The sequence below is a fragment of the Membranihabitans marinus genome, from assembly GCF_019802045.1.
In the GTDB taxonomy this organism is placed as follows: Bacteria; Bacteroidota; Bacteroidia; order Chitinophagales; family Saprospiraceae; genus Membranihabitans; species Membranihabitans marinus_A.
This window is the reverse complement of sequence record NZ_JAHVHU010000006.1, coordinates 42,242-68,052: the sequence shown is the minus strand read 5'-3', so window position 1 is coordinate 68,052 and position 25,811 is coordinate 42,242. Positions and strand designations below refer to the sequence as shown.

General features: G+C 43.9%; 20 protein-coding genes. 12 read left to right on the top strand and 8 right to left on the bottom strand.

Annotation, left to right across the window (positions count from 1 at the left end):
- Positions 1–39: 39 nt before the first annotated feature.
- On the bottom strand, positions 40–2,667 hold the full coding sequence (locus KUV50_RS06265) for a DNA gyrase/topoisomerase IV subunit A (protein WP_222579247.1): 2,628 nt from the start codon (positions 2,665–2,667) through the stop codon (positions 40–42).
- Positions 2,668–2,851: 184 nt separating this feature from the next.
- Between KUV50_RS06265 and KUV50_RS06260 the strand changes: the two genes are divergently transcribed.
- Entirely contained in the window at positions 2,852–3,409 is a 558-nt protein-coding gene (locus tag KUV50_RS06260; RefSeq protein ID WP_222579246.1) for an RNA polymerase sigma factor, read from the top strand.
- Positions 3,409–5,262, top strand: coding sequence for a hypothetical protein (locus tag KUV50_RS06255; protein WP_222579245.1), 1,854 nt, complete (start codon positions 3,409–3,411; stop codon positions 5,260–5,262). Before KUV50_RS06260 ends, KUV50_RS06255 begins: the two co-directional genes overlap by 1 nt.
- Before the next feature lie 198 nt (positions 5,263–5,460).
- Here the strand turns inward: KUV50_RS06255 and KUV50_RS06250 are convergent, their stop codons facing one another.
- The 3 genes from KUV50_RS06250 to kdsB form a co-directional block, all read right to left on the bottom strand.
- Positions 5,461–7,041: a peptide chain release factor 3 gene (locus KUV50_RS06250; RefSeq protein ID WP_222579244.1), complete on the bottom strand. Its 1,581-nt coding sequence runs from the start codon at positions 7,039–7,041 to the stop codon at positions 5,461–5,463.
- 168 nt (positions 7,042–7,209) lie between these two features.
- The gene (locus tag KUV50_RS06245) at positions 7,210–7,821 is read right to left on the bottom strand and encodes a superoxide dismutase (protein WP_222579243.1); all 612 of its coding nucleotides are present in this window, start codon (positions 7,819–7,821) and stop codon (positions 7,210–7,212) included.
- Between the two features lie 127 nt (positions 7,822–7,948).
- The gene (kdsB, locus tag KUV50_RS06240; RefSeq protein WP_222579242.1) at positions 7,949–8,689 is read right to left on the bottom strand and encodes a 3-deoxy-manno-octulosonate cytidylyltransferase; all 741 of its coding nucleotides are present in this window, start codon (positions 8,687–8,689) and stop codon (positions 7,949–7,951) included.
- A 91-nt stretch (positions 8,690–8,780) separates the two neighbouring features.
- Between kdsB and fumC the strand changes: the two genes are divergently transcribed.
- The 10 genes from fumC to KUV50_RS06190 all read left to right on the top strand — a co-directional run bounded on the left by fumC (position 8,781) and on the right by KUV50_RS06190 (position 18,730).
- On the top strand, positions 8,781–10,163 hold the full coding sequence (gene fumC, locus KUV50_RS06235) for a class II fumarate hydratase (protein ID WP_222579241.1): 1,383 nt from the start codon (positions 8,781–8,783) through the stop codon (positions 10,161–10,163).
- Positions 10,164–10,279: 116 nt separating this feature from the next.
- The gene (locus KUV50_RS06230) at positions 10,280–10,690 is read left to right on the top strand and encodes an META domain-containing protein (protein ID WP_222579240.1); all 411 of its coding nucleotides are present in this window, start codon (positions 10,280–10,282) and stop codon (positions 10,688–10,690) included.
- Between the two features lie 209 nt (positions 10,691–10,899).
- A complete protein-coding gene (locus KUV50_RS06225) occupies positions 10,900–11,436 on the top strand; it encodes a YceD family protein (RefSeq protein ID WP_222579239.1) in 537 nt (178 codons plus the stop codon).
- 13 nt (positions 11,437–11,449) lie between these two features.
- Complete coding sequence (rpmF, locus tag KUV50_RS06220) at positions 11,450–11,650, top strand: 50S ribosomal protein L32 (protein WP_222579238.1); 201 nt, start codon at positions 11,450–11,452, stop codon at positions 11,648–11,650.
- Complete coding sequence (locus KUV50_RS06215) at positions 11,643–12,035, top strand: Rid family detoxifying hydrolase (protein ID WP_222579237.1); 393 nt, start codon at positions 11,643–11,645, stop codon at positions 12,033–12,035. Before rpmF ends, KUV50_RS06215 begins: the two co-directional genes overlap by 8 nt.
- Positions 12,035–13,057, top strand: coding sequence for a tryptophan--tRNA ligase (trpS, locus tag KUV50_RS06210; RefSeq protein ID WP_222579236.1), 1,023 nt, complete (start codon positions 12,035–12,037; stop codon positions 13,055–13,057). Before KUV50_RS06215 ends, trpS begins: the two co-directional genes overlap by 1 nt.
- On the top strand, positions 13,057–13,665 hold the full coding sequence (locus KUV50_RS06205; protein WP_222579235.1) for a fumarylacetoacetate hydrolase family protein: 609 nt from the start codon (positions 13,057–13,059) through the stop codon (positions 13,663–13,665). The genes trpS and KUV50_RS06205 overlap by 1 nt, the downstream gene beginning before the upstream one ends.
- Before the next feature lie 12 nt (positions 13,666–13,677).
- Positions 13,678–14,940, top strand: coding sequence for a methionine adenosyltransferase (gene metK / locus KUV50_RS06200; protein WP_222579234.1), 1,263 nt, complete (start codon positions 13,678–13,680; stop codon positions 14,938–14,940).
- Positions 14,941–15,105: 165 nt separating this feature from the next.
- Positions 15,106–17,973, top strand: a complete 2,868-nt coding sequence (gene gcvP / locus KUV50_RS06195; RefSeq protein ID WP_222579233.1) for an aminomethyl-transferring glycine dehydrogenase — start codon at positions 15,106–15,108, stop codon at positions 17,971–17,973.
- A 349-nt stretch (positions 17,974–18,322) separates the two neighbouring features.
- Positions 18,323–18,730, top strand: coding sequence for a hypothetical protein (locus KUV50_RS06190; RefSeq protein ID WP_222579232.1), 408 nt, complete (start codon positions 18,323–18,325; stop codon positions 18,728–18,730).
- 358 nt (positions 18,731–19,088) lie between these two features.
- Here the strand turns inward: KUV50_RS06190 and metF are convergent, their stop codons facing one another.
- From metF to KUV50_RS06170, 4 genes are all read right to left on the bottom strand, one after another.
- Positions 19,089–20,048, bottom strand: coding sequence for a methylenetetrahydrofolate reductase [NAD(P)H] (metF, locus tag KUV50_RS06185; protein ID WP_222579231.1), 960 nt, complete (start codon positions 20,046–20,048; stop codon positions 19,089–19,091).
- An 81-nt stretch (positions 20,049–20,129) separates the two neighbouring features.
- Complete coding sequence (locus KUV50_RS06180) at positions 20,130–20,807, bottom strand: carboxypeptidase-like regulatory domain-containing protein (RefSeq protein WP_222579230.1); 678 nt, start codon at positions 20,805–20,807, stop codon at positions 20,130–20,132.
- A 130-nt stretch (positions 20,808–20,937) separates the two neighbouring features.
- Positions 20,938–23,364 (bottom strand): endopeptidase La, encoded by a 2,427-nt coding sequence (gene lon, locus KUV50_RS06175; protein WP_261395024.1) that lies wholly within the window; start codon positions 23,362–23,364, stop codon positions 20,938–20,940.
- A gap of 461 nt (positions 23,365–23,825) precedes the next feature.
- Complete coding sequence (locus KUV50_RS06170) at positions 23,826–25,733, bottom strand: DNA topoisomerase IV subunit B (protein WP_222579229.1); 1,908 nt, start codon at positions 25,731–25,733, stop codon at positions 23,826–23,828.
- Between the last annotated feature and the right edge of the window lie 78 nt (positions 25,734–25,811).

Below are 25,811 nucleotides of genomic sequence, written 5' to 3'. Positions count from 1 at the left end.
ACAGAGCCCCAACGACCAACACCCAATACCCTATACCCATCAATCAAACAAATCCCCCTGTCCCCCTTTTTTTACCTGAAGGTCTACTGTATCACCGGGTGAAAATTCATCCTTATCCTCACCTTCCTTGTCCTTTGAAGCTTCGGCGCCCTCGTCATCCTCCGCGATATCCGGAACCTCAACCTCAATAATTTTCACCTTGCTTTCATCCAACTTATTCCCTAATGCTTTCCACCCTTTGACATCGATGAATTCTTCGAACACAAATTCCTCTTCATTTTTCTCTCCATCCCGATACATGACCTTGGTTTTGGATTCGGGAGTGATTAGTAACAACTTGGTCGATCGATGCTCGGTCAGGAATGGGAAGCGTTGACTGGTTGTGGATGTCTCGATTTGGAACCGCTTCACCATGGTCCATTTCTTACTTCCTTCGTAGTAGACCACGTTCCAGATGATTTCCGGTTCAAACCGGGCTACGGTATGCACACTTTCAACGGGCAGACGAAGATTCGGATCAAAATCCAATAATTCATAACTACCGTCTTTATGAATGACGATCAGCTGGTCTGCGCCTTCAAACTCGCCGACAAATCGGCCCCGTTCTTCCATATTGAGCTGTCCGGTTGCATTGTCCATGTAGACCTTGAGTGCTTCGAGGGTTGAGCCGCCCGTTTCTTTGTGTTCTATTTTCCGCACCGCATATTTGGTGAGGATGTTTCCATTGGCCCGACGTCCTTTGATATCCAGATCTCCAAAGTCAAATTCAAACACCTTCTTACGCGCCCTGGTATTGCTCGACAACGTGACTTTGATGACTTCTGATTCACCATTGGGGTGCACAGAAAAATACAATACGCGCGATCCTTTGGTTCCCTTGGTGAGGTCGTACTCCCGGTCCCGGGTCAACGCCTTGACCTGAAAACGCTTGATGTACGTTCTTTTGGATTTGCCGTCCAAATACACCATGTGATAGGTGGTCCGTTCATCTCCGCGGTACCAAATGTCTGCATGGAGAATGTCTTTACCCATGAATACTTTGTCATCGATTTTGCTCACCTGAAAATGACCGTCTTTTCGAAATGCGATCACATCATCAATATCCGAGCAATCCCGGATAAAGGTGGCTTTCTTAAGTCCGGATCCGATAAAGCCTTCTTCATAATTGACGTACAGTTTGGCATTGTTGGCCACTACTTGCTGTATTTCAATCTCTCCAAACGTGGTGATTTTGGTGCGTCGTTGCCGGTCCTTTCCGTATTTATCCTTTAGATGTGTGAAATAATCGATGCAGTATTCGGTCAGGTGTGCCAGGTGATGCCGCGTCTTATCGATCTCATCCTGAAGCGCCTGAATGGCTTCTTCGGCTTTAAATTTGTTGTACTTGGATATTTTCTTGATCTTGATCTCGGTCAGCCGCAGGATGTCATCCTGGATAAAGGGTCGAGCCAGAACCAGTCGATCGTCACCGGGTAGAATCTCTTCGTCAGGCTCTGCGATGTATTTCCGCATTTCGGCGTCAATGATCTCCAACACGGCTTCCCAGGTTTCGGCCTCCTCGATTTCGTGATAAACCCGGTTTTCGATAAATATTTTCTCCAGGGAGGCAAAATGGTACTTATCAAGCCATTCCTTTTCCTGAATTTTCAATTCGGCACGCATCAGGGCTTTTGTGTGCATGGTCGAACGACGCAGGATTTCCCGGACATCCAGGAACATCGGCTTATCGTCGACGATAACACACGCATTGGGAGAAATGGATACTTCGCAGTACGTAAAGGCATAGAGTGCTTCAATCGTAAGCTCGGGTGATTGACCGGACGCCAAATCAATGACCACTTCCACTTCTTTGGCAGTGTTATCCGTGATCTTTTTGATGTTTATTTTTCCTTTGTCGTTGGCTTTTAATATCGAGTCAATCAGCGATGATGTCGTGGTGCCGTACGGGATTTCTTTGATGACCAGCGTGTTCTTATCTTGCTTCTCAATCCTGGCCCGGACTTTGATCCGGCCGCCTCGTTCTCCGTGATTGTAGTCTGTGATGTCCAGGTATCCACCCGTCTGAAAATCCGGATAAATGGTGAAACTTTTGTCCTGTAATATTTTGATTGATGCATCGATCAGCTCATTGAAATTGTGCGGCATAATTCGGGTGGACAGCCCCACCGCAATTCCCTCTGCACCTTGCGCGAGCAGCAATGGAAATTTCATCGGCAACTGTATTGGTTCTTTGTTTCGCCCGTCGTAGCTGAGTTGCCAATCGGTAATGTGCTTATTGAAGGCTACTTCCAGCGCAAAGTGAGAAAGGCGGGCTTCAATATACCGGGGCGCCGATGCCGCGTCACCTGTAGCGATGTTTCCCCAGTTGCCCTGTTGGTCGATTAGGAGGTCTTTTTGGCCCAGCTTCACCAGTGCATCGCCGATGGCCGCATCGCCATGCGGGTGGTATTGCATGGTTTGGCCGATAATATTGGCCACTTTATGAAAACGGCCGTCATTCATCTGAAACATAGCATGCAAAATTCTCCGTTGAACTGGCTTTAGGCCATCTTCAATCGTGGGAATGGCTCGTTCCAAAATGACGTATGAAGCATAATCCAGAAAATAATTCTCATACATTCCATCCAATCCGATCACTGTCGATCCGTTGCTCTTCTCTTCTGCCATTTATTCTTAATGTGTTGTGATTCAAAGTGTAGTATATAACGCATATATAAAATGATTTGCAAATTTACAAAGTAGATTTGGTCTTTTATAGTAGAAGGGGTGGTGTTATTTTACCGTTAAGGCAGCAGAGGGTATAGTTTGTTCGTTTTTTTATTAGTAATTTGTAAGGAAATTCCTTACCACAATGGATGTTGCACTGACTCTTGATCACAACGAAGAATCCATTATTAAAGCTTGTGTGCGCAGAGAAAAATGGGCACAAAAGATCATCTATGAAGCCTATTATGGCAAAATGATGGGTGTATGTATCCGGTATTCTAAAACCGAGGAAGAAGCACTGGATATCTTACACGATGGATTTATAAAAGTGTTTCGGTATATTGGAAAATATAAACCGGGCACTTCTCTATTTAGTTGGATCAGACGGATTATGGTGAATACGGCGATCGATCATTATAGAAAAATGGCTCGACGACGAACCGAATCCATCGATCAGGCTTATGATGTGGAAAACGATCAACCCAGTGCCATCGAACAGGTAACCGAAAAGGAAATACTTACAGCTGTACAACAATTGACGCCAACTTACAGAACGGTGTTCAACCTGTATGTGGTCGAGGGATACTCCCACCGTGAAATCGCTGAAAGACTCGAAATCTCGGAAAGTACCTCCCGATCCAATTTGGTAAAAGCCCGTTCAAAGTTAAAAGAAATGTTACACCACTTAAGACCGGACAGGTAATGCGAACGAGATTTGATCATATCATAAAAACAGCACTGGAGAATTATGTGGCTCCGATGGCGCCGGATTGGGCAGTGTTTTATGATTTGCTCGAGATAGAACAAGCGGTTCCATTAACAGATGATGCAGACTTGGAAATGGATTTTGGGACGATGCTCGCTGGTATGGAATACAATGAAAGTCCGTCTGATTGGGCCTCTTTCGAAACACGGCTTGATGATCTTAATATAGAACTGGATCGAGAATTTGATCAATCGATCAGGGAAGCGTTGGATACTATTCCAGAAAACACTTGGGGATCGGGCCAGTGGAACAGGATGTCCTCACGTCTCGATGACGTGGATCGGGAATTTGATCAGACGATCGGGGATGCTTTGGAAAGTATTCCTGCAGGTGCATGGGGAGCTGCGCCCTGGAGTGCTTTTGAATCCCGCGTGGATGATTTGAACAGGGACCTTGATCAAGAATTTGATCAAGCCATTGGCGATGCGATCACGGGGCTTCCGGAATCAACTTGGAAGGAAGACCATTGGCACATGTTATCTTCCCGGCTTGACCAACTGAATGACAGACCGAGATTAATCATGATGAAGGTGATCGAAGCAGCTGCGATTCTCATACTTCTGATTCAGTTGACAAATCTATACAGTGATTATCACAGAAAGGGAGATCGTAGGAATAATCTGACTGAGAATTTTGAAGAATTCCGACAAACGAAAACGAATTCAACCGAGAAGGAAAGTTCGGATATTCTGACCCAAGACCCGGCTTCACACCATGGAATAAAGAAAGATCACCATGTTTCACAGGAGCACGATCAATTGATCGGAAATTCAGACCATGTCGATGATCCTTTAGTGATGAATTCTGATCAAAGTATCTCTGGTGCTGCATCCAAAAGTGCGTCCTCTGCTAGAAATGCCGATAATAATTACGCGGTACAGTCAGCCACTACAAATTACGCTTTAGATACTAAAAAAGAATCAGAGCAGGTGATGAAGCTGCCCCTGCCTGAGGATACGCACGTTTTCTATGAGTATGATAAGAATCTGGTGAAATTGAGTGCGAATTATGATAAAAAGAACCAGGCTGGTATAACTCCGCAGCTTACTTCACCGGCCCCCCTGATTGAGTATGAAGAATCTCTCAAACTGCTGAATCAAACTTCCCCACGACTCGCGGTTCGGGACATCAGCTTATTGACAACGAAGTCGTCGGACAGTATTCTCAATAGCATTCCTGTTTTTCAGGTGATTCGACCCCGTATCCACAGCAGTATGGAGGTAGGTGTGTTGGCTGATGCAACAAATGTAGAAGTCCAGGATTATTTGTTGCTAAATCAGGAGCCAATCAGTGTACCCACATTGAATGCAGGCATGTATTTCCGGTATAAAATTCAATATCAGGATATGTTTGGTTCCCTGGGTGGCGATTACCTGAGGATGAAGTACGACGGGCTTAGCAATACGAATGATCTTTCGATCGTGACACTCCCGGTTGAAATCGGCTACAATGTTGTGAATTTACCTGCCATTCGCATGTACTTTAGTGGGGGGATCGCAGGGCGTTTTGTACCCCTGGCGAATTACAGTACGGAAACTCTGAATCAGGCATCTGGATATAGTTCCAAATCGAATAAACCCTCCAATGGATTGTTGCACAATGGTCCTTTTGAAATTAACTCCTATTTTTCAGGACGACTTAGTGCCGGTATGGATATAAATGTCAATAAAAAAACGAGCATCAACCTGCGATTTTCACATGATATTTGGTTGAAAGGACGCGGAATTGGTTACAACCTGGATAAATTCCGTTCCAGCCATCTGGCCATCGGGGCCAATCATCATTTTTGATAAGGTAGTAAGGAGGCAAAGGTGTTAGAGGAAAGGTGAAAGGCCGAAGATCGTGGAGGGTGGACCGCAGACCGTGGCTAGATAGACCATGAACGAGAATCACTAAATTTTGCTCAATGGCTATGAATCAGACCGGTGCCCTAAAAGCGCAGCGTCCTAACTCCTAAAAGCCTCGATCTTTCGGGGCGCCCTAAAAACCTAAAACTCCGAGGTCTCATGAAATTTGATTCCCGGATAATTGTCCCGGGCCATTTGCAATGCCCAGGCCGTTTCGGGGAGATAGACAAGTTGTTCGTCTTTATCGTAAGCCAGGTCTTTCATTTTTCGTTTTTCAAAGTCCCGAAATTCTTCTTTATCCAGGATTTCGAGCCATATGGCTTTGTGAATATTGACCTGATGGTAGTCACAGTTCGCTCCATATTCATGTTCCAGCCGGTATTTGATGACGTCAAATTGGAGCGCTCCAACAGTACCTATGACCTTTTGATTTCCCATAACTTGCGTAAACAATTGAGCTACCCCCTCATCCATCAGCTGCCGGATCCCTTTGTCCAACTGTTTGAAACGCAATGGATCTTTATTGATAACCATACGGAAAAGTTCGGGAGAAAATCGTGGAATCCCTTTGAAGTGTAAAACTTCGCCGTCTGTCAGTGCATCACCAATCTTGAAGTTACCAGGATCATACAATCCTACAATATCACCTGGAAAAGATTCTTCTACGAGTTCTTTTCGGGCAGCCATAAAGGTGGTAGGATTTGAAAACCGCATTTTGGTATCTTTCCGGACGTGATGATAAAATTTATTTCGTTCGAATTTACCGCTCACTATACGTAGAAAAGCAATCCGGTCCCGATGGCGCGGATCCATATTTGCATGGATTTTAAAAACAAAACCGGAGAAATCATCTTCTTCGGGCCGGACGACTCTTTCTTCCGTCTGGCGAGCCAAGGGTGAGGGCGCAAATTCGACAAAACCGTCCAACATCTCTTTCACCCCAAAATTATTAATTGCAGAGCCGAAAAATACTGGAACCTGGTCGCCTTTTTGGTAAGCATCCCGATCAAAATCATCGTATACCATGGTTACAATTTCCAACTCAGATAAAAACTCTTCCGCAGCGAATTTTCCCACCAAAGGCTCCAGTGTCTCCAGATCCGGATTGGTGATTTTGAGGATGTTGTCTTCATCTTGCTGACCGTGGGGATCAAACAGGATCAACTCTTGTTTGTAAATATTGTAAACGCCCTTGAAACGCTGGCCCATCCCGATCGGCCAACTGAGCGGAAGTACGCTTAGCCCCAGTTTTTCTTCGACCTCATCCAACAAGTCAACAGGATCTTTACCTTCTCTGTCGAGTTTGTTGATAAAAACAATCATGGGAATCTGACGCATTCGGGCTACCCCGACCAACTTTTCGGTCTGAGGCTCGACTCCTTTGGCGACATCGATCACCACAATGACACTGTCCACTGCTGATAATGTACGATAGGTGTCTTCGGCAAAATCCTTGTGCCCGGGGGTGTCCAGGATGTTGATATTGAGATCACGGTATTCAAATCCCATGACCGAGGTGGCTACGGAAATTCCCCGTTGTCGTTCGATCTCCATAAAATCCGATGTGGCATGTTTCTTTATCTTATTGGATTTTACGGCGCCGGCAGTCTGAATGGCACCACCAAATAGCAGGAGTTTTTCTGTAAGTGTTGTTTTACCGGCATCCGGGTGTGATATGATTCCAAAAGTTCGTCGTTTTTTGATTTCGTCTGTCAGCTTCATGAATTGATCTTGTATTGAGCCACAAAATTAAGATTTATTGACTTGTAAAAATAATGGAGAACCGTATTTTGAATCAATTCAGCAGGAAATGTAGATTATGGAAAAAAAAATGTCCAACCGGAGAATCCGGCGGACATTGTAGTTTTTGGAATTTATTTGAAACCTCGTTTATTTATTGGCTGCATAATTTTCAGCAACCTGATCCCAATTGACGATTTCAAAGAAATTAGAGATGTATTCGGGCCGCTTGTTCTGGTAATTCAGGTAATAAGCGTGTTCCCAAACATCAATACCAAGAATTGGTGTGCCATCGCATTTGATGACTGGCATGAGTGGGTTGTCCTGGTTCGCTGTAGAGCAAACGCTTAATTTTCCACCGTCATGTACACACAACCAGGCCCATCCGGAACCAAATTGAGTTGCTGCAGCTTTACTGAATGCATCTTTAAAAGCATCAAAACTGCCAAATGAATCATCGATAGCTGAAGCCAGTTCTCCCGAAGGTTGTCCACCGCCATCCTTGCTTAGTATTTTCCAAAACAGAGCGTGGTTGTAAAATCCACCTCCATTGTTCCGAACAGCTGCATCTGCAGACCCGTCGATCGTCGCCAGGATGTCTTCGATCGATTTGTTTTCTAAATCCGTGCCCTCAATGGCCGCATTTAGGTTTTTGGTATATCCAGCATGGTGCTTGCCATGGTGGATGTTCATAGTGCGTTCGTCAATATGCGGCTCCAGGGAATCAGCTGCATAAGGTAAATCCGGAAGTGTAAATGCCATAATAATATGTTTTATTTGTTAAAAAATAACAGAGATCCCATTCCATAGTTGATAATGATCCCTTGTTCTAATAATATCAATGCCAGGATTGATGAAATGTTTTATCAAAGCCAACCCTTTTTAGGATTTATTGATTTTTGTCAATAAACTGATTGGCCCAGTTCAGATCTTCCCGGGTATCTATGCCGATAGTGACCTGCTGTGCATCCAATAATTTGATTTTCATCCCCATTTCAAGTATGCGCAGAGCTTCGATCATTTCCATGGACTCCAACGGCGACAGTGGTTGATTGGCAAATTGCACCAGAGCATCTTTGCGAAAGGCGTAAATACCGATGTGTCGGTAGGTGTCGGTGTCAGTATCCTTTCGTCGGAAAGGGATGTTGGACCGACTAAAATACATGGCATAATTATCGAGATCACTGACTACCTTGACGTAGTTGGGATTGTTGCGATCCATTTTTTCTTTGATGGGATGCCGAAGTGACATGACGTCGATGTTTTGTGATTGATCGGAGTAGAACTTACGGATCATTCTTTCGATATCATCTTTTCCCAAAAAAGGTTCATCACCCTGCACATTGAATATGATATCGGCATCAAATTGTGTAGCAAATTCAGCTATGCGGTCTGTGCCGCAAGCGTGTTCTTTTTGACTCCGCATAACGGTTCCTAAATCCTCCACCACGGATTCGATCTCATCAGAATCCGTGACGACAACGACCTCATCAAATAGCTCCATGTTTTTTACATTTTCCAGGGTGCGTCGGATGACCGGCATGCCACCCAGATCCGCCATTAGTTTACCTGGTAATCGGGTAGACTGATATCGCGCGGGAATAGCGGCAATGATTTTTAATTCACTCATAGCTTCTTAATTTTGGAGGTATCGGCGATCGGAATTCTCCGATATAATCAATACCTTTATTTTTCGTAAAAGTAAATAATAAAAAAGAATCATGGGAAATCGACAGGAAAAAGACAGTCTGGGTATCGTAGAGGTTCCAGAAGATAAATATTGGGGCGCGCAAACTCAGCGATCGCTGGAAAACTTCAAAATTGGCGGGCAAAAGATGCCTGTGGAAGTGATTCGTGCCTTTGCTATTTTGAAAAAAGCTGCTGCATTTACAAATCGGGACCTGGGCGTACTGGAGGATGAAAAAGCGGAGCTTATTGATCGGGTCACCGGGGAAATTCTGAACGGAAAACTGGATGATCAGTTTCCACTCGTGGTCTGGCAGACCGGTAGCGGAACCCAATCCAATATGAATGTGAATGAGGTGGTCGCTAACAGAGCACATGTTCTGCAAGGTGGATCGCTGACGGACGAGAAAAAGGTGTTGCACCCGAACGATGATGTCAATAAGTCTCAATCCTCGAACGATACATTTCCCACGGCCATGCACATTGCGGGTTATCAGAAAATCGTCAAAAAAGTAGTGCCTGCGTTGCAGCGGCTCCGGGATGAATTTGCTGCCAAAGCGGATACGTTCAGCGCCATTGTGAAAATCGGACGAACACATTTTATGGATGCAACCCCAGTGACTGTCGGCCAGGAGTTGTCGTCTTTTGTGAGCCAGATCAACCATGGAATAAAAACGATCGAATCCAGCCTGGATCATCTCTCAGAGCTGGCGCTCGGAGGTACCGCAGTCGGAACAGGACTCAACACACCTGATGGGTATGATGTAAAGGTTGCCGAGCACATTGCCAGATTAACGGGATTCCCATTTAGGACTGCAGAGAATAAATTTGAGGCACTGGCTGCTCATGATGCGATTGTTGAGGCCCACGGAGCTTTGAAGACAGTGGCGGTATCGCTGATGAAGATCGGAAATGATATCCGAATGCTGGCTTCGGGACCACGATGCGGAATCGGCGAATATTCTATTCCAGCGAATGAACCAGGCAGTTCCATCATGCCCGGAAAGGTCAATCCAACGCAGTGTGAAGCATTGACGATGGCGATGGCTCAAGTAATAGGAAATGATACCACGGTATCCGTGTCAGGTATGAGTGGACAGTTTCAACTCAACGTTTTTAAACCGGTGATGATCTACAATTTACTGATGTCTTCGGATCTGATCGCAGATGCGTGCGATAGTTTTCGAAAGCATTGCATTGAAGGACTGGAACCGAATAGAGCACGGATCAAAGAACACCTCAACAACTCCCTGATGCTCGTCACTGCGCTCAATACGCACATTGGCTACGACAAAGCAGCAGAAATTGCGAAGAAAGCCTTCAAAGAACATACGACATTGCGAGAGGCTGCACTGGCGCTGAACTATCTGACGGAAGAAGAGTTCGATCAATGGGTGCGACCGGAGGAGATGGTTTAGTAAGGTGAAAGGCGAAATGTGAACGGTGAACGGTGAAAGGAGAAAGGAAAGGTGCAGGGTGTAAGGTGCAGGGATTTTTGGGTGGACGAAAGGGAAAGTACAAATTGGAATTACCCATGACTATACACAAGTACATATTGATTGTTTTCCTTTTTTCAGTTCTTTGGACAGGATGTGACAAAAAAGATTTACCGGACGATTTGTGGGGAACGGAATGGAAACTGGAAGGTCTTGTCCGGGCTAATGGCAGCTGGGAGCCGAATGAAACAGGGAAGGAAATTCGGATTGAGTTTCTCGACTCGGCAGGATTGGATATTCAGCTTCCTGTGAATACCTGTGGTGCCGATGTGATGGAGGTGACGGAAAAGCAGATCAAGCTGGGACCAGCGTCATGTACAGAAGTTTGTTGTGATCCGCCATATGCGCAAGACTTTTTGGGTATTCTTTCGCAGGTGAGGAGCTATTATATAAAGGATAAAAAGCTTTATCTTCAGGGGCCGCAGGGGAGTGCGATCCTTGTTAAATAAAGCGTTCAACGGTAAATAATTCCAGGGCTGGTATAAGTCGGGCCATCCTCTCGGGTAGACAGATAATCCAAAGTGTTGAGCAGTATTGGCTATGAATTACATGCAGCTGAAGGAATATTAATTTTATCCCGATCAAATACTCTCGCAATATTATAAATAATAAAAGTAAAAGCGTACCTTTGCGCTTCTGAATCAAAATGTTCTTTGTCATGGAAGGCTGGAAGGAGTTGGTTTTGAGTTTGCCGGGTTTGCCAGTAGGGGTTACTACTATAGAAACCACGGTTGCCACGAAGTTTTTTGCACAATTTGAGCAATCACCCATCGGTGAAGCAGCATATGAGGTACGGGTTTTTGTTGATAAAAAACCAGGACTATATATAGTGAATGTGGAAGCAGATGGATGGTTTGCTGCAGCGTGTGATCGATGTCTGGTGCCGATACGGATTCCGGTAGAGACCAGTAATCAGTATTTTTTTAATCTACAAAGCGCTTCAAAGGAAAGCGTGGAGGATGAAGAGGAGGTGCTGACCCTGGAAGAAGGAACAGTAGAATTGGATTTGCGCCCATTGGTGTATGAGTCTATTGTGCTGTCGATGCCCATGATCAATGTGTATGAATGTGAAGAAGAGGAGCAGCCGCCCTGTGATATGAAGGTTCTGAAAGTACTTCAGGACAAAAAGAAGATGGATTCAGATCGCACAAGCCCTACATGGGATGTGCTGAAAAATATTAATTTTGACGATTAGAAAATAACAACTTATGGCACACCCAAAGAGTAGAATCTCCAAGCAACGTAAGCGAAAGAGAAGGACACACTTGAAAGCACCGGTACCTCAGATTGCAACATGTCAGTCCACCGGAGAGTCTCACATTTACCACAACGCATACCAGGTCGATGGCGATTTATATTACCGGGGACGCATTTTAGTGAAAGCGGCAGAATCTGAGGATTTTGAGTAAGAAAATAGTAAATACTGAAAAAGCGCCCTCCCCCGTAGGTCCTTATAATCAATCGATAGTGGTTGGTGGTCCGATGGTGTTTGTGTCCGGACAGATTGCACTTGATCCCGCTACCAATACTTTGGTCATGGACTCCATCGAAGAGGAGACCCACCAGGTCATGAAGAACGTGGAAGCGGTATTGGCAGCCAATGATTGCACGATGGACAACGTAGTTAGCTGCTCTGTCTTTGTGAAAGATATGGAACATTACGGTCAGATCAACGCCGTTTACGGAAGCTATTTCAAGGAAGATACCGCACCTACCCGCGCACTGGTGGAAGTCTCCCGGTTACCGAAAGATGTTCGTGTAGAAGTTTCTGCCATCGCGGTGAAAGAAGTATAATGTCCCAGCAATCTATTCAACAAATCCTGTCGCTTATCCAACCTACCGGTGAGATCCATCTTGGCAATTACCTGGGAGCAGTACGCAATTGGCGCAACATTCAGGACAAATATTCCTGTGTATTTGGTGTCGCCGATTTACATGCTATGACGATGCCATACAATCCCAAGAAACTGCGGGAAGCCACGTGGAAGATGATATATCAGTTGCTGGCGGCTGGAATTAAAACGGAAAATTTATTTGTGCAATCTCTGATCCCGGAGCACATGGAGCTTTGTTGGATCTTATCTTCGGTATGTTCTTACGGGGACTTAAGCCGAATGGTTCAGTTCAAAGATAAGAGCAGTTATCTCAGGGATTCCGGCGGGAAAGATGAATTGGTTTCCTCCGCTTTATTTTTTTATCCGGTACTTCAAGCTGCTGATATCTTGATTTACAGGGCCGATCATGTGCCGGTAGGGAAGGATCAGGAACAACATCTTGAATTGGCACGGGGTATAGCCCAACGGTTTAATACTACCTATAAGGTGGATTATTTCAAAACACCGCAGCCTTTGTATACGGAAGTTCCCAAGGTGCTTTCTCTGGCAGATCCCAATAAAAAAATGAGTAAAAGTCTGGGCGACAAGCACGTGATCAATGTCTTCGGTGATCCGCGCCGTATTCAGAAGCAAATCAATTCTGCGGTGACAGATTCGGGAGAGGCTGATCCAGATTCGATGAGTCCCGGAGTGGCGAACTTATTCCAAATCCTTCGAGTCTGTGGTGCCGAAGCAACTTATAAGCGTCTGGAAGAAGATTATAGGAACAGCCGGCTGATGTACAGCGATCTGAAGCAATCCGTGTCAGACGTGCTGCTGGATTACCTGGCTCCCATGCAGGAACGGTACGCTGAAATCACGCAAGAGAAAAGAAAATACCGGGATCAAATTAAAGCATCCTCTGCAGACATCCGAAAAAAAGCTCAGGATACCTTGCGGGAAGTAAGAGAAATTACCGGTCTGCAAAATGTAAAATACTAATGAAGGTTTTTTGTGTTGGTCGAAACTATCGTGAACATGCACGGGAGCTCGATAATCCTGTTCCTGATGAGCCTCTTATCTTCTGCAAGCCAGTAACGGCCCTGCTTTTGGATAATAACGATTTTCATCTCCCTGACTTTTCGAACAACGTTCAGTATGAGGGGGAGATCGTTATCAGGATTAGTAAAAATGGAAAAGCGATCGCACCTGAAGAGGCTTCGAACTATTATGATAAAGTAGCTTTTGGAATTGATTTTACGGCCCGGGATCTTCAGACAAAGTTAAAAGAAAAGGGGCACCCGTGGGAAATAGCCAAGGGCTTTGATCAATCTGCAGCTTTAAGTCGATTTATTTCGGTCAATACTCGGTTGCAAGATTCAATTTTGTTTGAAACGCATAGGAATGGCAAAATGGTGCAATCAGGAAATACCGATGATATGATTTTCTCCTATGAAGATATTATCGTTTATTTGTCTAAGTTTTTCACACTGAATGAAGGTGACATGATTTTTACAGGAACACCGGCTGGAGTTGGAAAGGTCGAACGTGGAGACGTGTTGGAAGGCTATATTGATGGACGCAAACTTTTGTCCTGTCACATTAAGTAAAATTAGTTAATTATGCCTTATTTATTTTCGTCTGAATCTGTATCTGAAGGACATCCGGATAAAGTTGCTGACCAAATATCAGATGCCATACTGGATGAATTTTTACGCCAGGATCCCGAATCCCGGGTAGCCTGTGAAACGTTGGTCACCACAGGTATGGTGGTTGTTTCCGGAGAAGTCAGTTCCAATGCCTATGTCAAACTACAAGATGTGGTCCGGCATACGATAGAGAAGATCGGGTATAATAACTCCGAATACCAATTTGATGCGAAATGCTGCGGTATCATGAATGCACTTCATGAACAATCGCCCGATATCGCCATGGGAGTTAATCAAAAAAAGAGTGATGGACAACGTGAAATAGGAGCGGGTGATCAAGGGATGATGTTTGGGTATGCAACGAATGAAACCGAGACGTACATGCCTTTGGGGATATATCTGGCACATCGGCTACTGCGAGAATTGACAGTGTTGCGAAAATCCGGCGTAGAAATCCCTTATCTGAGACCGGATGCCAAATCTCAAGTCACGATCGAATACGACGACGATCACAGACCTATGCGTATCAGTGATATTGTATTGTCGACTCAGCACGATCCGTTTGATAAAAATGATCAGCGCATGCTGGAAAAAATTAATAACGATATCAAACGAATTCTGATTCCCCGCGTTATCGAAAGCTGTCCGGCTGATATCCAAAAGCTTTTCAATGATCACATCAAATATAAAATCAATCCCACAGGAAAATTTGTGATTGGCGGTCCGCACGGTGATACAGGATTGACAGGACGAAAAATTATCGTAGATACATACGGTGGCAAAGGAGCTCATGGTGGCGGTGCTTTTTCGGGTAAGGATGCCACGAAAGTTGATCGGTCAGCGGCGTATGCCAGCCGACATATTGCGCGGAATTTTGTAGCAGCTGGTGTAGCGGACAAGATACTGGTCCAGGTGGCCTATGCCATAGGTGTCGTCGATCCGGTCAGTATTTATGTGAATACATTTGGAGGTTCCCGTGTAGGACTTACCGATGGTGAATTGGCTGTCATAATTCAGGAGTTGTTTGATCTTCGGCCTGCCGCTATCATCAGGGATTACAAACTAGACCAGCCTATATTTGAAGAAACTGCTGCTTATGGCCATATGGGACGCATGCCCGGCCATAAATTAGTCGATTTTGGAAGCAACGGAACCAAAAATGAACGGAAGGTAGAGACCTTTACGTGGGAGAAGGAAGACCGGGTGGATGATATTCGCAAACAATTTGGGCTTTAATGGTTTGATATTCCGGGACGCCCGGGTATAATGACCATTTTTCGCACTGAGTTTCCAAAATGCGCTCGTGATCGGGTTTGGTCAGTATCCAGCGTACCGGGTGATAGATAGAATGACCGGTTAGAGTCATTCATACACCCTTTGAAAATTTAAATTTAGTGTGTGATGAATGAACGTCAAAGCGACCAGCTTATCAATTTTGAAAACAGACACATCGGCTTATCCGCTTCAGATTTGGATGAAATGGTATCCGAGCTGAAAATTTCTTCCGCGGACCAATTGGTACATGATGTGATCCCGCTCAGCATACTGTGCGATCGAATGTCCCTAAAACTCGATCCGCTTACTGAGTTTCAATACCTGGAATTAATACGAAAGAAAAGTACGAAGAATACGGTCCTTCGAAGTTTGATCGGGCAGGGGTACTATGATACCTTTACGCCATCCGTTATTCGTCGGAACATATTCGAGAATCCCGGTTGGTACACGCAGTACACACCGTACCAGTCTGAAATATCGCAAGGTCGACTGGAGGCTTTGTTTAATTATCAAACCGTGGTGTCAGATCTGACGGGATTACCGATTGCGAATGCTTCATTACTTGATGAAGGAACCGCAGCCGGCGAGGCCATCTCCATGGTGGCTGATTTTGTGAATAAAAAGAATAAGAAAAATCCAAAGCTCGTATGCTATGTACATGAGCAGGTGTTTGCGCAGACGAAAGCAGTAATCGAATCACGCCTGAGTTCACAAGGCTACACGGTGGAATATTTTGAAACACTTTCTGATATTGATGCCACCCGTGCTGTAGTGGTAGCCATGCAGTACCCCGATTCCAAAGGAGATGTGTCTCACATCGGAACATCGATAGACGATCTCATACAAGAAAATATCGGACTGGTGGCCATTTGCGATCTTTTATCCCTTACATTGTTGCAATCACCTGGTGCTTTGGGGTACGACGCTGCTGTAGGCAGTACCCAACGATTTGGTGTGCCGATGGGATATGGCGGTCCACATGCCGCCTATTTTTCGTGCAAAGAAAAGTTTAAACGGAATATCCCAGGCCGGATCATTGGATTGAGTAAAGATATCAACGGGCACCCCGCCTATCGGATGGCTTTACAAACCCGGGAACAACACATCAAAAGAGAAAAAGCCACGTCCAACATTTGTACCGCACAGGCCCTTTTAGCAATTTTAGCAGGCATGTATGCCGTATATCATGGTCCGCAGAATCTCAAACGAATTGCTTTAAAAATACATCTGCTGACAGCAGGACTGGCACGTTCACTGAAAAAAAGCGGGTACTCGGTGGAGGATTTATGCTATTTTGATACCTTGTCGATTAAAATACCTGATTCAGAAAAGCATCGTATTCAGGAAAGAGCTGTTCAAGCCGGATATAACTTTCTGTACACCTCCGATGGGATTCAGATCTCGTTGGATGAGAAATCTACCAGTCAGGAAGTCAAGGAAATACTGGAGATCTTTCAAGCCAATGGTGATGATCTGGAATTCTCAGGAGGAATAAAGGAGGAATATCTTCGGAAAGATGATTTTATGACTCATCCGGTCTTTCATTCCTATCGCTCCGAAACTCAAATGATGCGATACATCAAACGATTGGAAAACAAAGATCTTTCTTTGGTCCATTCGATGATCCCATTGGGGTCCTGTACGATGAAACTCAATGCGGCGACTGAATTATTACCGCTGACATGGACAGAATTTTCAGGACTGCATCCACTGGTGCCCAAAGATCAAGCAAGGGGGTATCAAGAAATTATTCATGAACTGGGTGAATACTTGTGTGCACTAACTGATCTATCGGCGTATACGTTCCAGCCCAATTCCGGTGCGCAAGGGGAATATACAGGGCTGTTGCTTATCAAAGCATATCATGAAGATCGAGGTGATGATAAACGCCAGATTGTGCTTATTCCATCCTCGGCTCACGGAACAAACCCGGCATCTGCCATCCTGGCAGGTTATCGGGTTCGGATTGTCCAATCGGATGACCAGGGCAATATAGATTTAAGTCACTTGAACTCATTGCTTGAAGAGCTGGGCGATCAGGTGGCTGCTCTAATGGTGACTTACCCCTCTACCCATGGTATTTTTGAACGACAAATATTAACTATTTGCGCGAGTATACACGGGGTTGGAGGACTTGTTTACATGGATGGGGCCAACATGAATGCACAGATTGGATACACCTCGCCGGGAACAATAGGTGCGGATGTATGTCATTTGAATTTGCACAAGACATTTGCTATTCCCCATGGTGGCGGTGGTCCTGGAATGGGCCCCGTATTTGTAAATGAACTTCTCGCTCCTTACCTGCCGTCACATCCGTTTGTAGAGGACTCTCACAAGGCCAAATCCATTCAGCCCGTGGCCTCAGCGCCCTACAGCTCTGCGAATATACTGCTGGTTTCTTATGCATATATCCGGTTGCTTGGTTCTCGCGGACTTAAGAACGTAACGAAATATGCGATTTTAAATGCGAACTATCTCAAAAAGGTATTGTCTCCACACTATGAGGTGTTGTATTCCGGTGCCGGCGGCTGGGTTGGCCACGAGTTGATCCTTGATTTACGTATGTTTAAAGAGGTGGGTATCCAGGCTGAAGATGTAGCTAAACGATTGATTGATTATGGTTTTCATGCACCAACCCTCTCCTTTCCGGTTCCCGGTACGTTGATGATCGAACCCACGGAAAGCGAAGATAAAAAGGAGTTGGATCGCTTTTGTGAAGCGATGATTCAGATTAAGCAAGAAATTGATGAAATTGCTCGCGGTGAATATCCGGCTGACAACAATGTTCTGATTAACGCACCTCATCCACTCTATCTAGCGACAGACGATAATTGGGATTTTCCCTATAATCGGTCCAAGGCTTTGTATCCCGTCGATTCTTTGCGGGAACAATCCAAGTTCTATAGCCCGGTGGCCCGGGTTGACAATGCCTATGGAGATCGTAATCTGATATGCACGTGCCCGCCGGTAGACACTTATGAGACAACCTGATAAAACTGCAAAAGGGTTGATTGGATTTATTCTGGACACATAGGTAATTATTATTATTTATAACTTGGATATATTGTTAAATATCCTAATATTTTTCGTATATTCTGCATCGTGAGAATATGTGAAAGAAAGGCCAGACTTTACTCGCTTTTCAGTGTTAGGAAGAATAGATTCCCGCTTGTGAAAAGTGTAAATCTAGCTAGAAAGTTTAAGACTTTATTTCCCGATCGGGTAAAACATATCGAGAATATGGTCGTTTTATTTAATGTGGATCAATTAGAATAATAGGATGATTGTATTGGCCTTAGCCAAATATTATTTTATTAATTGATAATTAAACGTACTATTTATGGATAAGTTTGTCGGTAGGTGGAAGATGGTTCCAGAGCGTTCTGAGGTTCAAGTCGATGTAGATAAAAAAGAGAATATTTATACCATTCAGCAGGTTCGCAACAATATGATGATGATTCATTCGGAGTGGCAAACGAGGGATGATAAGAATGGTTTTCTTGGTTATACAATACATACTGACGGTGTTCCCCGGAAAGCATCGGGAACGGATTGGAAGTATGTAACAAAGGTGCGTGGTAAAAATAAACTCACGACCTCAAAGCTGGAGGATAACCAAGTGCGATCGATGGAAATCAGAGAAGTTCTTGATACCGGAGAATTGAAAGTGACCAGTATTCATATTGGTGAATCCGGCGAACAAAGCAAAAATGTGGTTTATTATCAGAAGGTTGATTCCACGGGGTAGGTCCTCTCTTGATGGTTGATGATTAATTGTTGGTGGTGGGTGCTTGATCCGACAGACTTCTCGACTTAGCCCGCATGATTCAAAAGTCAAACGTCACCCAAAATTGGGCTGTGTAATATGCCCGATTTTGGAAATTAAGCAATTGATGCACTGTGTATCATGTGTAATAATAAATTGACGTGGTGAATAAAGCGGGTTAGGGTGATTTTTGCCAGCGATACGGCATTATCAAATACAAAGGGTATAAAACAATAATCAACGCCAGGTGGGTAAATCAAAAGCCATAAAATTTGCGGGTTAGGCAAGCTTACAAATCCTAAGTTCAGGATTACTACTCTATCTACCACCTACCACCTAATTAAAACACGGCTTCTGCAATGCGCCGGATGGTCTTCGAGTCTCCCATCGTATAGTAGTGGATGCACGGCACGCCTGCAGCTTTAAGTTCTTTGGATTGATGAATGCACCATTCAATACCCACCTCTTTGACTTTTTTACGGTCATCCTTTACTTTCAATACTTCCTTGGATAGTTCTTCAGGGATATTGACGTGGAAAAATCGGGGGATCGAAGTAAGTTGATATATCTTCGTCAAGGGCTTAATCCCCGGTACGATCGGGACATGAATACCTATTTTCTTACACAGTTCAAGATAATTAAAATAGGCTTTGTTGTCGAAAAACATTTGGGTGACGATGTATTCTCCACCTGCTTTGATTTTATCAAAAGTCAGTTCTAAATCTGTAGTCATATTGGGCGCCTCAAAATGTTTTTCGGGATAACCGGCTACGCCAATGCAAAAATTTGTTTTTTGACCATGTTCAATATTATCATCGAGGTACTTTCCTTTGTTCATGTTCCTGATTTGGCGAACCAGGTCAATGGCATAGTGATGGCCACCAGGTGTAGGTGAGAACGAAGATTCAAATTTTCGTGCATCACCCCGCAGTGCCAGAACATTTTTTATACTCAGAAAGTTGAGATCGATCAGTACATCTTCTGTTTCTTCTTTGGTAAATCCGCCACACAACAAATGAGGAACTGCTTCGACACCATAGCGATGCATGATGGCGGTGCAAATTCCTACTGTACCTGGTCGCTTTCGTATGGATGTTTTTTCATAATAGCCGTTCTTATTCGCTTTGTAGACATATTCTTCGCGATGATAGGTCACATCAATAAAAGGGGGCTTGAACTCCATCAAGGGATCCAGGGTCTTGAAGATGGATTTTATGCCACCTCCTTTGATGGGGGGCAATACTTCAAATGATATCAGAGTCTGGCCATTGGCTTTTTCGAAGTAATCAGTAACTTTCATAGACGCATCATATTTGATCAATGAGCAGAGGGAATCTATCCTATTCCTTTAGTATTGAGACGGTGAAGATAAATAATGCAACTAATTATTATTTGATTTTTTCTTGAAATCACCGTCTTTTAGTGATTTGATAAATTTGGCCCAAGCCAAAGGACTGAAAATATTCTGGGGAGGAACCTGACCAATGTATTGATAGGATTTTGCTTGCTGCTGGAGATAAAACGCAGAAGTCTCTTCGCCACTTCGGGGTGTGATATCCCGCAGTGCCTGAAGTTTTTCTTCTGATAAATTTTCTGCTGCCAGATCTTCGAGGCCATCATTGGGTACCTCCAATGCTAAAAATTCCTCTTTGAAATGCTCTCTACTGGGCCATGGATATATCGTGGCTTGAGGCAGGACAATGCTGTCCTGGGACAGCAACTGGACAATGCTGTATCTGTTTGTGGTTAAAGTGTCAGGAATCTCAAATTCCACTTTTTTAAAACCCACCGCTGAAAATTCGATCATATCGCCTTGCCGTGCTACGATTGAAAAGAATCCATCGAGATTGGAATAAGTTCCTCGGCCGGATTCCGGAATGTAAATATTGGCAAAGGGAATGGGAGCTATGGTATCATTTCCCTGGTCACCCACGATAACGCCCGAAAATTGCACCAGTGTACTGTCTGTCATTTTATTACTGTCCTGTGCATACGCTTTCTGACTCACTCCAAAACTTAACAGGGCTAAGAAAACTAATATCAATTTATGTAACGTCATTGTGAAAGCTCATTTTATATAATAGAACGAAAGATACGGATTTCATCGCAATTCGACCTCCCGTATTTAACCCCAAATTAACGGAAATCCGCTTAATCATAGTTTTCGAGGGTAATAAAATGCTGAGAAATTACGACCGACCTTCCAAAGCGATGTCAAGTACATCCATCATATTTGATACATAATGAAACTTCAGACCCTCCAAGTATCGGTCGTCTATTTCCTTGATATTTTTTTTATTTTTTTCGCAGAGAATAATCTCCTTGATGCCCGACCGTTTGGCTGCCAGTACTTTTTCCTTGATTCCTCCCACAGGCAGAACTTTTCCGCGCAACGTGATTTCACCGGTCATCGCCAGGTAGGGCTTGACTGTAATACCCTGAAAGAGCGAGACCAATGAAGTTAACATAGTTATCCCGGCGGAGGGTCCGTCTTTGGGAATAGCCCCTTCGGGAATGTGTATATGAATATCTTTTTCAGCGAATGAACCAGGGTCAATACCCAGCTCGGTCGCTTTGGATTTGATGTAGGTCAATGCCGTGGATGCGGACTCTTTCATGACATCCCCCAGATTTCCAGTGAGGGTTAATTTTCCTTTCCCTTCGCTTGCTGAAGATTCTATAAACAATATATCACCTCCTACAGAGGTCCAAGCGAGACCGACCGCCACACCGGGAACTTCAGTTTCCTGATAAACATCTTTACTGAATTTACTCGGGCCTAGTATGTCTTCCAGATCACTTTTGCGTACAGTAACTGATGGAGCATTTTCCATAGCTACTTCTTTTGCTGCATGACGCATCAGACCGGCAATTTCCCGGTTCAGACTCCGGACACCCGACTCCCGGGTGTACTCTCGAATTACTTGTTTTAGTGTCGCGTCACTGATTTTTATCTGTTTTGCTTTCAGCCCATGCTCTTTTCGCTGATCAGGAACCAAATGCTTCTTGGCGATTTGCAGTTTTTCTTCTTCAGAATATCCACTCACATGAATGATTTCCATTCGGTCTCTTAGTGCCGGTTGAATTCCATTGAGCGTATTGGCTGTGGCAATGAACATGACCTTGGACAGATCATACTCTGATTCCAGATAATTATCATAAAAAGCATGGTTCTGAGCGGGATCAAGGACTTCCAGTAAAGCCGAAGATGGGTCACCCCGAAAATCGCTTCCAATTTTATCGATTTCATCGAGAATGAAAACAGGGTTGGAAGATTGCGCCTTTTTGATAGACTGGATGATTCGACCGGGCATGGCGCCGATATAGGTCTTACGATGCCCCCGAATTTCGGATTCATCATGCAATCCCCCCAGAGACATCCGAATGTATTTCCGGTTAATCGCCTCTGCTACACTTGTACCAAGAGAAGTCTTACCAACACCGGGAGGGCCTACCAGGCACAATATAGGTGCCTTCATATCTCCTTTGAGTTTTAATACGGCCAAATGTTCGATGATTCGATCTTTGATTTTGTTCAAACCGTAGTGATCATTATCTAACACTTTCCGGACTTTCTTCAAATCAAAATTATCATCCGTAAATTCACCCCACGGTAGGTCGAGTAATAATTCCAGGTGACTTACGGTAATTCCATATTCAGGAACCTGAGGATTTAATCGTTGCAACCGGGCTATTTCCTTTTTGAAGGCTTTGGCTACTTTTTCCGGCCATTTTTTATCCTTGGCTCGCTTTTTCATGTGGGCAATCTCCTCTTGCTGCGGATTGTCCCCCAACTCTTCCTGAATTGTTTTTAGTTGTTGATTCAAAAAATAATCTCGCTGCTGTTTTTCAATATCTACCCGGGCCTTGTTTTCAATTTGGTTCTTAAGTTCAAGAACTTTGAGATCTTTGTTCAGTAGTTTGAGAACTTTTTCGGCTTTGGTTTTAAGGTTGTTTTCTTCCAGAATATGCTGCTTTGCTTCGACATTTACATTGAGATTGGAAGAAATGAAATCGAGTAAGAATAAAGGACTGTCAATGTTTTTTAACATCATTACAGCCTCAGAAGGAATCTGAGGAGACAATTCGATTATTTTTCGGGATGTGTCATTGATCGATGATATCAGCGCCTGAACTTCCATATCTGTCACATCACCGGTAACATTAGCCAAAGGATTGACCTTCCCATAAAGATAGGGGTGATCAGAAATGATGTTTTCAAGTTCAAATCTAAAGCGACCCTGTAAGATTGCCGTCAAACTGCCATCGTTCGTATGAATCAATTTCACAATGCGGGCGACGGTTCCCACCCGGTATAACTCGTCCGGAAGGGGGTCTTCAGTCTCAGCTCTTTTCTGCGAGACAATACCCAATAAATTGGATTTATCGTGTGCAGCCTTGACTGCACGCATTGATTTATCCCGGCCAACCGTAATGGGAATCACCACCCCAGGAAAAAGTACAGTGTTGCGTAATGCAACGATCGGCAATGATTCTACTTCCATTTCTTTGGGATCAGAATTGAGGTCATCAATTCGATCGATGTTTATATAGCTGTCCTGGTTGGATATGCTATCAAAAAATCTCATGTTATCAAACATATTTTTATTTCTCATTTTCGTTGTTTAGTGTATTAAAACGATTAACCATCTAACACATTCACCAGCCATATCGTTTTGTTCCGATTTTTTTGCATTTTTTGGATCCATTGGAAGGTCTTAAAAAATATATCGGTTTCGACTCCTATAGATCGATTAATACGATTTGTATCAATAGGAAACTTCAACTTTTATGCCATGCTACATTTGGGGAAGAATTAGCCAATATGGCTTCCATTTAGTGCCATATTGGCAGATATGACGAGCGGATCGTCATCTGTAGATCTGCTGTAAATTGACGGATGTGCCGGAACAGAAACACTTTCGAAGGTGTAAAAGTATTTTCCTGAAAAGGAATCGTTGTTAGTTTGGCAATGATACGTATTACCGATATAAAATAAACCATCGGTCAATGCATACATCCTCCCGATTCCGGAAGTACCTGTTGCACGACAAGCAAAACAGAACGATTATCGGTTTTATACGGCGACTGCTTCTTGCAGAGATTCTTTCTCGGATGTGATCGAAGTTTCTTTTTCAGCTGTGTCCAATTCAACCCTAAGATTGTCGATAATGAACTCTTGTCTTTCCACGGTATTTTTGCCCATGTAATACGTTAATAAATCTTCGATCTTGACTTTGTTGCCCAGGGTCACCGGTGCCAATTTCATATCTTCCCCGATGAAATGTCCAAATTCATTGGGCGATATCTCCCCCAAACCTTTGAATCGGGTGATTTCTGCGGTTTTACCCAACTTTGCAGCAGCCGCTGATTTTTCTGCCTCAGAATAACAATAAATGGTTTCTTTTTTATTCCGGACCCGAAAGATGGGGGTTTCTAAAATATACAAATGACCTTCCCGGACCAGGTCTGGGAAAAACTGGAGGAAAAATGTTAATATCAGCAGTCTGATGTGCATTCCATCTACGTCCGCATCGGAAGCTATGACCACGTTATTGTAGCGGAGACCCTCCAAGCCGTCTTCTATTTGAAGAGCATGTTGTAGTAAATTGAGTTCTTCGTTTTGATAAACGATCTTTTTGCTCATTCCAAAGCAATTCAGAGGTTTTCCGCGAAGACTAAATATCGCCTGGTAATCTACTTCTCTCGCTTGCGTAATTGATCCACTGGCAGAATCACCTTCTGTAATGAAGATTGTTGATTTGCGTCGATCTTCTTCTTTCCCTTTTTTGTCGTTCAAATGGTATTTGCAGTCTCGCAGCTTCTTATTGTGGACAGCTGCAATTTTTGCTTTTTCCTTCGCAATCTTTTTTATGCCGGCAATCTCCTTCCGTTCTTTTTCGGATTGCTTTATTTTTTTGAGAATGATTTCAGCAACCGCTTCGTTTCGGTAGAGAAAGTTTTCCAGTTTGGTACTGATGAAGTCATTCATAAACGTTCGAATGGTTTGTCCATCAGGTGCTATATGGGTTGATCCCAACTTCGTTTTAGTCTGCGATTCAAACACGGGTTCCTCGACTTTAATGCTGATAGCGGACACAATGGAAGTACGTATATCACGGACATCGTAATTCTTATTGTAAAAGTTGCGAATAGTGGCTACCAGTGCCTCTCTGTAAGCAGCCAGGTGCGTTCCGCCCTGCGTAGTATGTTGTCCGTTCACAAAGGAATAGTATTCTTCGCCATATTGATTACTATGTGACATGGCCATCTCAATATCATCATCCTGCAAATGGATGATGGGGTACAGCAGCTTTTCAGATTTAGCTTTGTTTTCCAACAGATCTTTCAGTCCGTTATCGGATTTTATTCTCTTTTTGTTGTAATGCAGGGTCAAACCGGTATTGAGAAATGCATAGTTCCACAATTGTTCTTCGACAAATTCAGGATTGAAGGTGTAACTTTTAAAAATCGTATGATCTGGAAGAAACTCGATGTATGTTCCATTTCGTTCGTCAGACTTCCTGGGTTTTTCATCACGGATCAGTTCACCACATCGAAAGAATGCTTCTTTCTTCATACCATCACGAACAGCGTATACCGTAAATTCTTCGGATAGTGCGTTGACTGCTTTGGTACCCACTCCATTAAGACCCACTGATTTTTTGAACGCTTTGGAGTCGTACTTTCCGCCAGTATTGATCTTGGATACACAGTCCACGACTTTTCCCAGCGGGATTCCCCGCCCATAATCGCGAATCTGAACTCTTCCTTCATCGGTAATGTTGAGTTCTATTTTTTTGCCAAATCCCATCACAAATTCATCAATGGAATTATCCAGAATTTCTTTGATTAAAATATAAATTCCATCATCCGGGTTATTTCCATTTCCTAACTTCCCGATATACATGCCTGGCCGGAGTCGGATGTGTTCTTTCCAGTCCAGGGATTTGATGTTGTCTTCGTTATAATTTGTATGTGACATATTTTATAGTATAAAAGTTTTGAGTGTCCGGGTTCATGGTTACTGTGAAGATTACTGGTCGTTGTAATCCCGTGAACC

What these genes read in the sequence shown, in the direction of transcription:
- KUV50_RS06265 (WP_222579247.1), bottom strand. Translation starts at nt 2,667, where the DNA reads ATGGCAGAAGAGAAGAGCAACGGATCGACAGTGATCGGATTGGATGGA.
- KUV50_RS06260 (WP_222579246.1), top strand. Translation starts at nt 2,852, where the DNA reads ATGGATGTTGCACTGACTCTTGATCACAACGAAGAATCCATTATTAAA.
- KUV50_RS06255 (WP_222579245.1), top strand. Translation starts at nt 3,409, where the DNA reads ATGCGAACGAGATTTGATCATATCATAAAAACAGCACTGGAGAATTAT.
- KUV50_RS06250 (WP_222579244.1), bottom strand. Translation starts at nt 7,041, where the DNA reads ATGAAGCTGACAGACGAAATCAAAAAACGACGAACTTTTGGAATCATA.
- KUV50_RS06245 (WP_222579243.1), bottom strand. Translation starts at nt 7,821, where the DNA reads ATGGCATTTACACTTCCGGATTTACCTTATGCAGCTGATTCCCTGGAG.
- kdsB (WP_222579242.1), bottom strand. Translation starts at nt 8,689, where the DNA reads ATGAGTGAATTAAAAATCATTGCCGCTATTCCCGCGCGATATCAGTCT.
- fumC (WP_222579241.1), top strand. Translation starts at nt 8,781, where the DNA reads ATGGGAAATCGACAGGAAAAAGACAGTCTGGGTATCGTAGAGGTTCCA.
- KUV50_RS06230 (WP_222579240.1), top strand. Translation starts at nt 10,280, where the DNA reads ATGACTATACACAAGTACATATTGATTGTTTTCCTTTTTTCAGTTCTT.
- KUV50_RS06225 (WP_222579239.1), top strand. Translation starts at nt 10,900, where the DNA reads ATGGAAGGCTGGAAGGAGTTGGTTTTGAGTTTGCCGGGTTTGCCAGTA.
- rpmF (WP_222579238.1), top strand. Translation starts at nt 11,450, where the DNA reads ATGGCACACCCAAAGAGTAGAATCTCCAAGCAACGTAAGCGAAAGAGA.
- trpS (WP_222579236.1), top strand. Translation starts at nt 12,035, where the DNA reads ATGTCCCAGCAATCTATTCAACAAATCCTGTCGCTTATCCAACCTACC.
- KUV50_RS06205 (WP_222579235.1), top strand. Translation starts at nt 13,057, where the DNA reads ATGAAGGTTTTTTGTGTTGGTCGAAACTATCGTGAACATGCACGGGAG.
- metK (WP_222579234.1), top strand. Translation starts at nt 13,678, where the DNA reads ATGCCTTATTTATTTTCGTCTGAATCTGTATCTGAAGGACATCCGGAT.
- gcvP (WP_222579233.1), top strand. Translation starts at nt 15,106, where the DNA reads ATGAATGAACGTCAAAGCGACCAGCTTATCAATTTTGAAAACAGACAC.
- KUV50_RS06190 (WP_222579232.1), top strand. Translation starts at nt 18,323, where the DNA reads ATGGATAAGTTTGTCGGTAGGTGGAAGATGGTTCCAGAGCGTTCTGAG.
- metF (WP_222579231.1), bottom strand. Translation starts at nt 20,048, where the DNA reads ATGAAAGTTACTGATTACTTCGAAAAAGCCAATGGCCAGACTCTGATA.
- KUV50_RS06180 (WP_222579230.1), bottom strand. Translation starts at nt 20,807, where the DNA reads ATGACGTTACATAAATTGATATTAGTTTTCTTAGCCCTGTTAAGTTTT.
- lon (WP_261395024.1), bottom strand. Translation starts at nt 23,364, where the DNA reads ATGAGAAATAAAAATATGTTTGATAACATGAGATTTTTTGATAGCATA.
- KUV50_RS06170 (WP_222579229.1), bottom strand. Translation starts at nt 25,733, where the DNA reads ATGTCACATACAAATTATAACGAAGACAACATCAAATCCCTGGACTGG.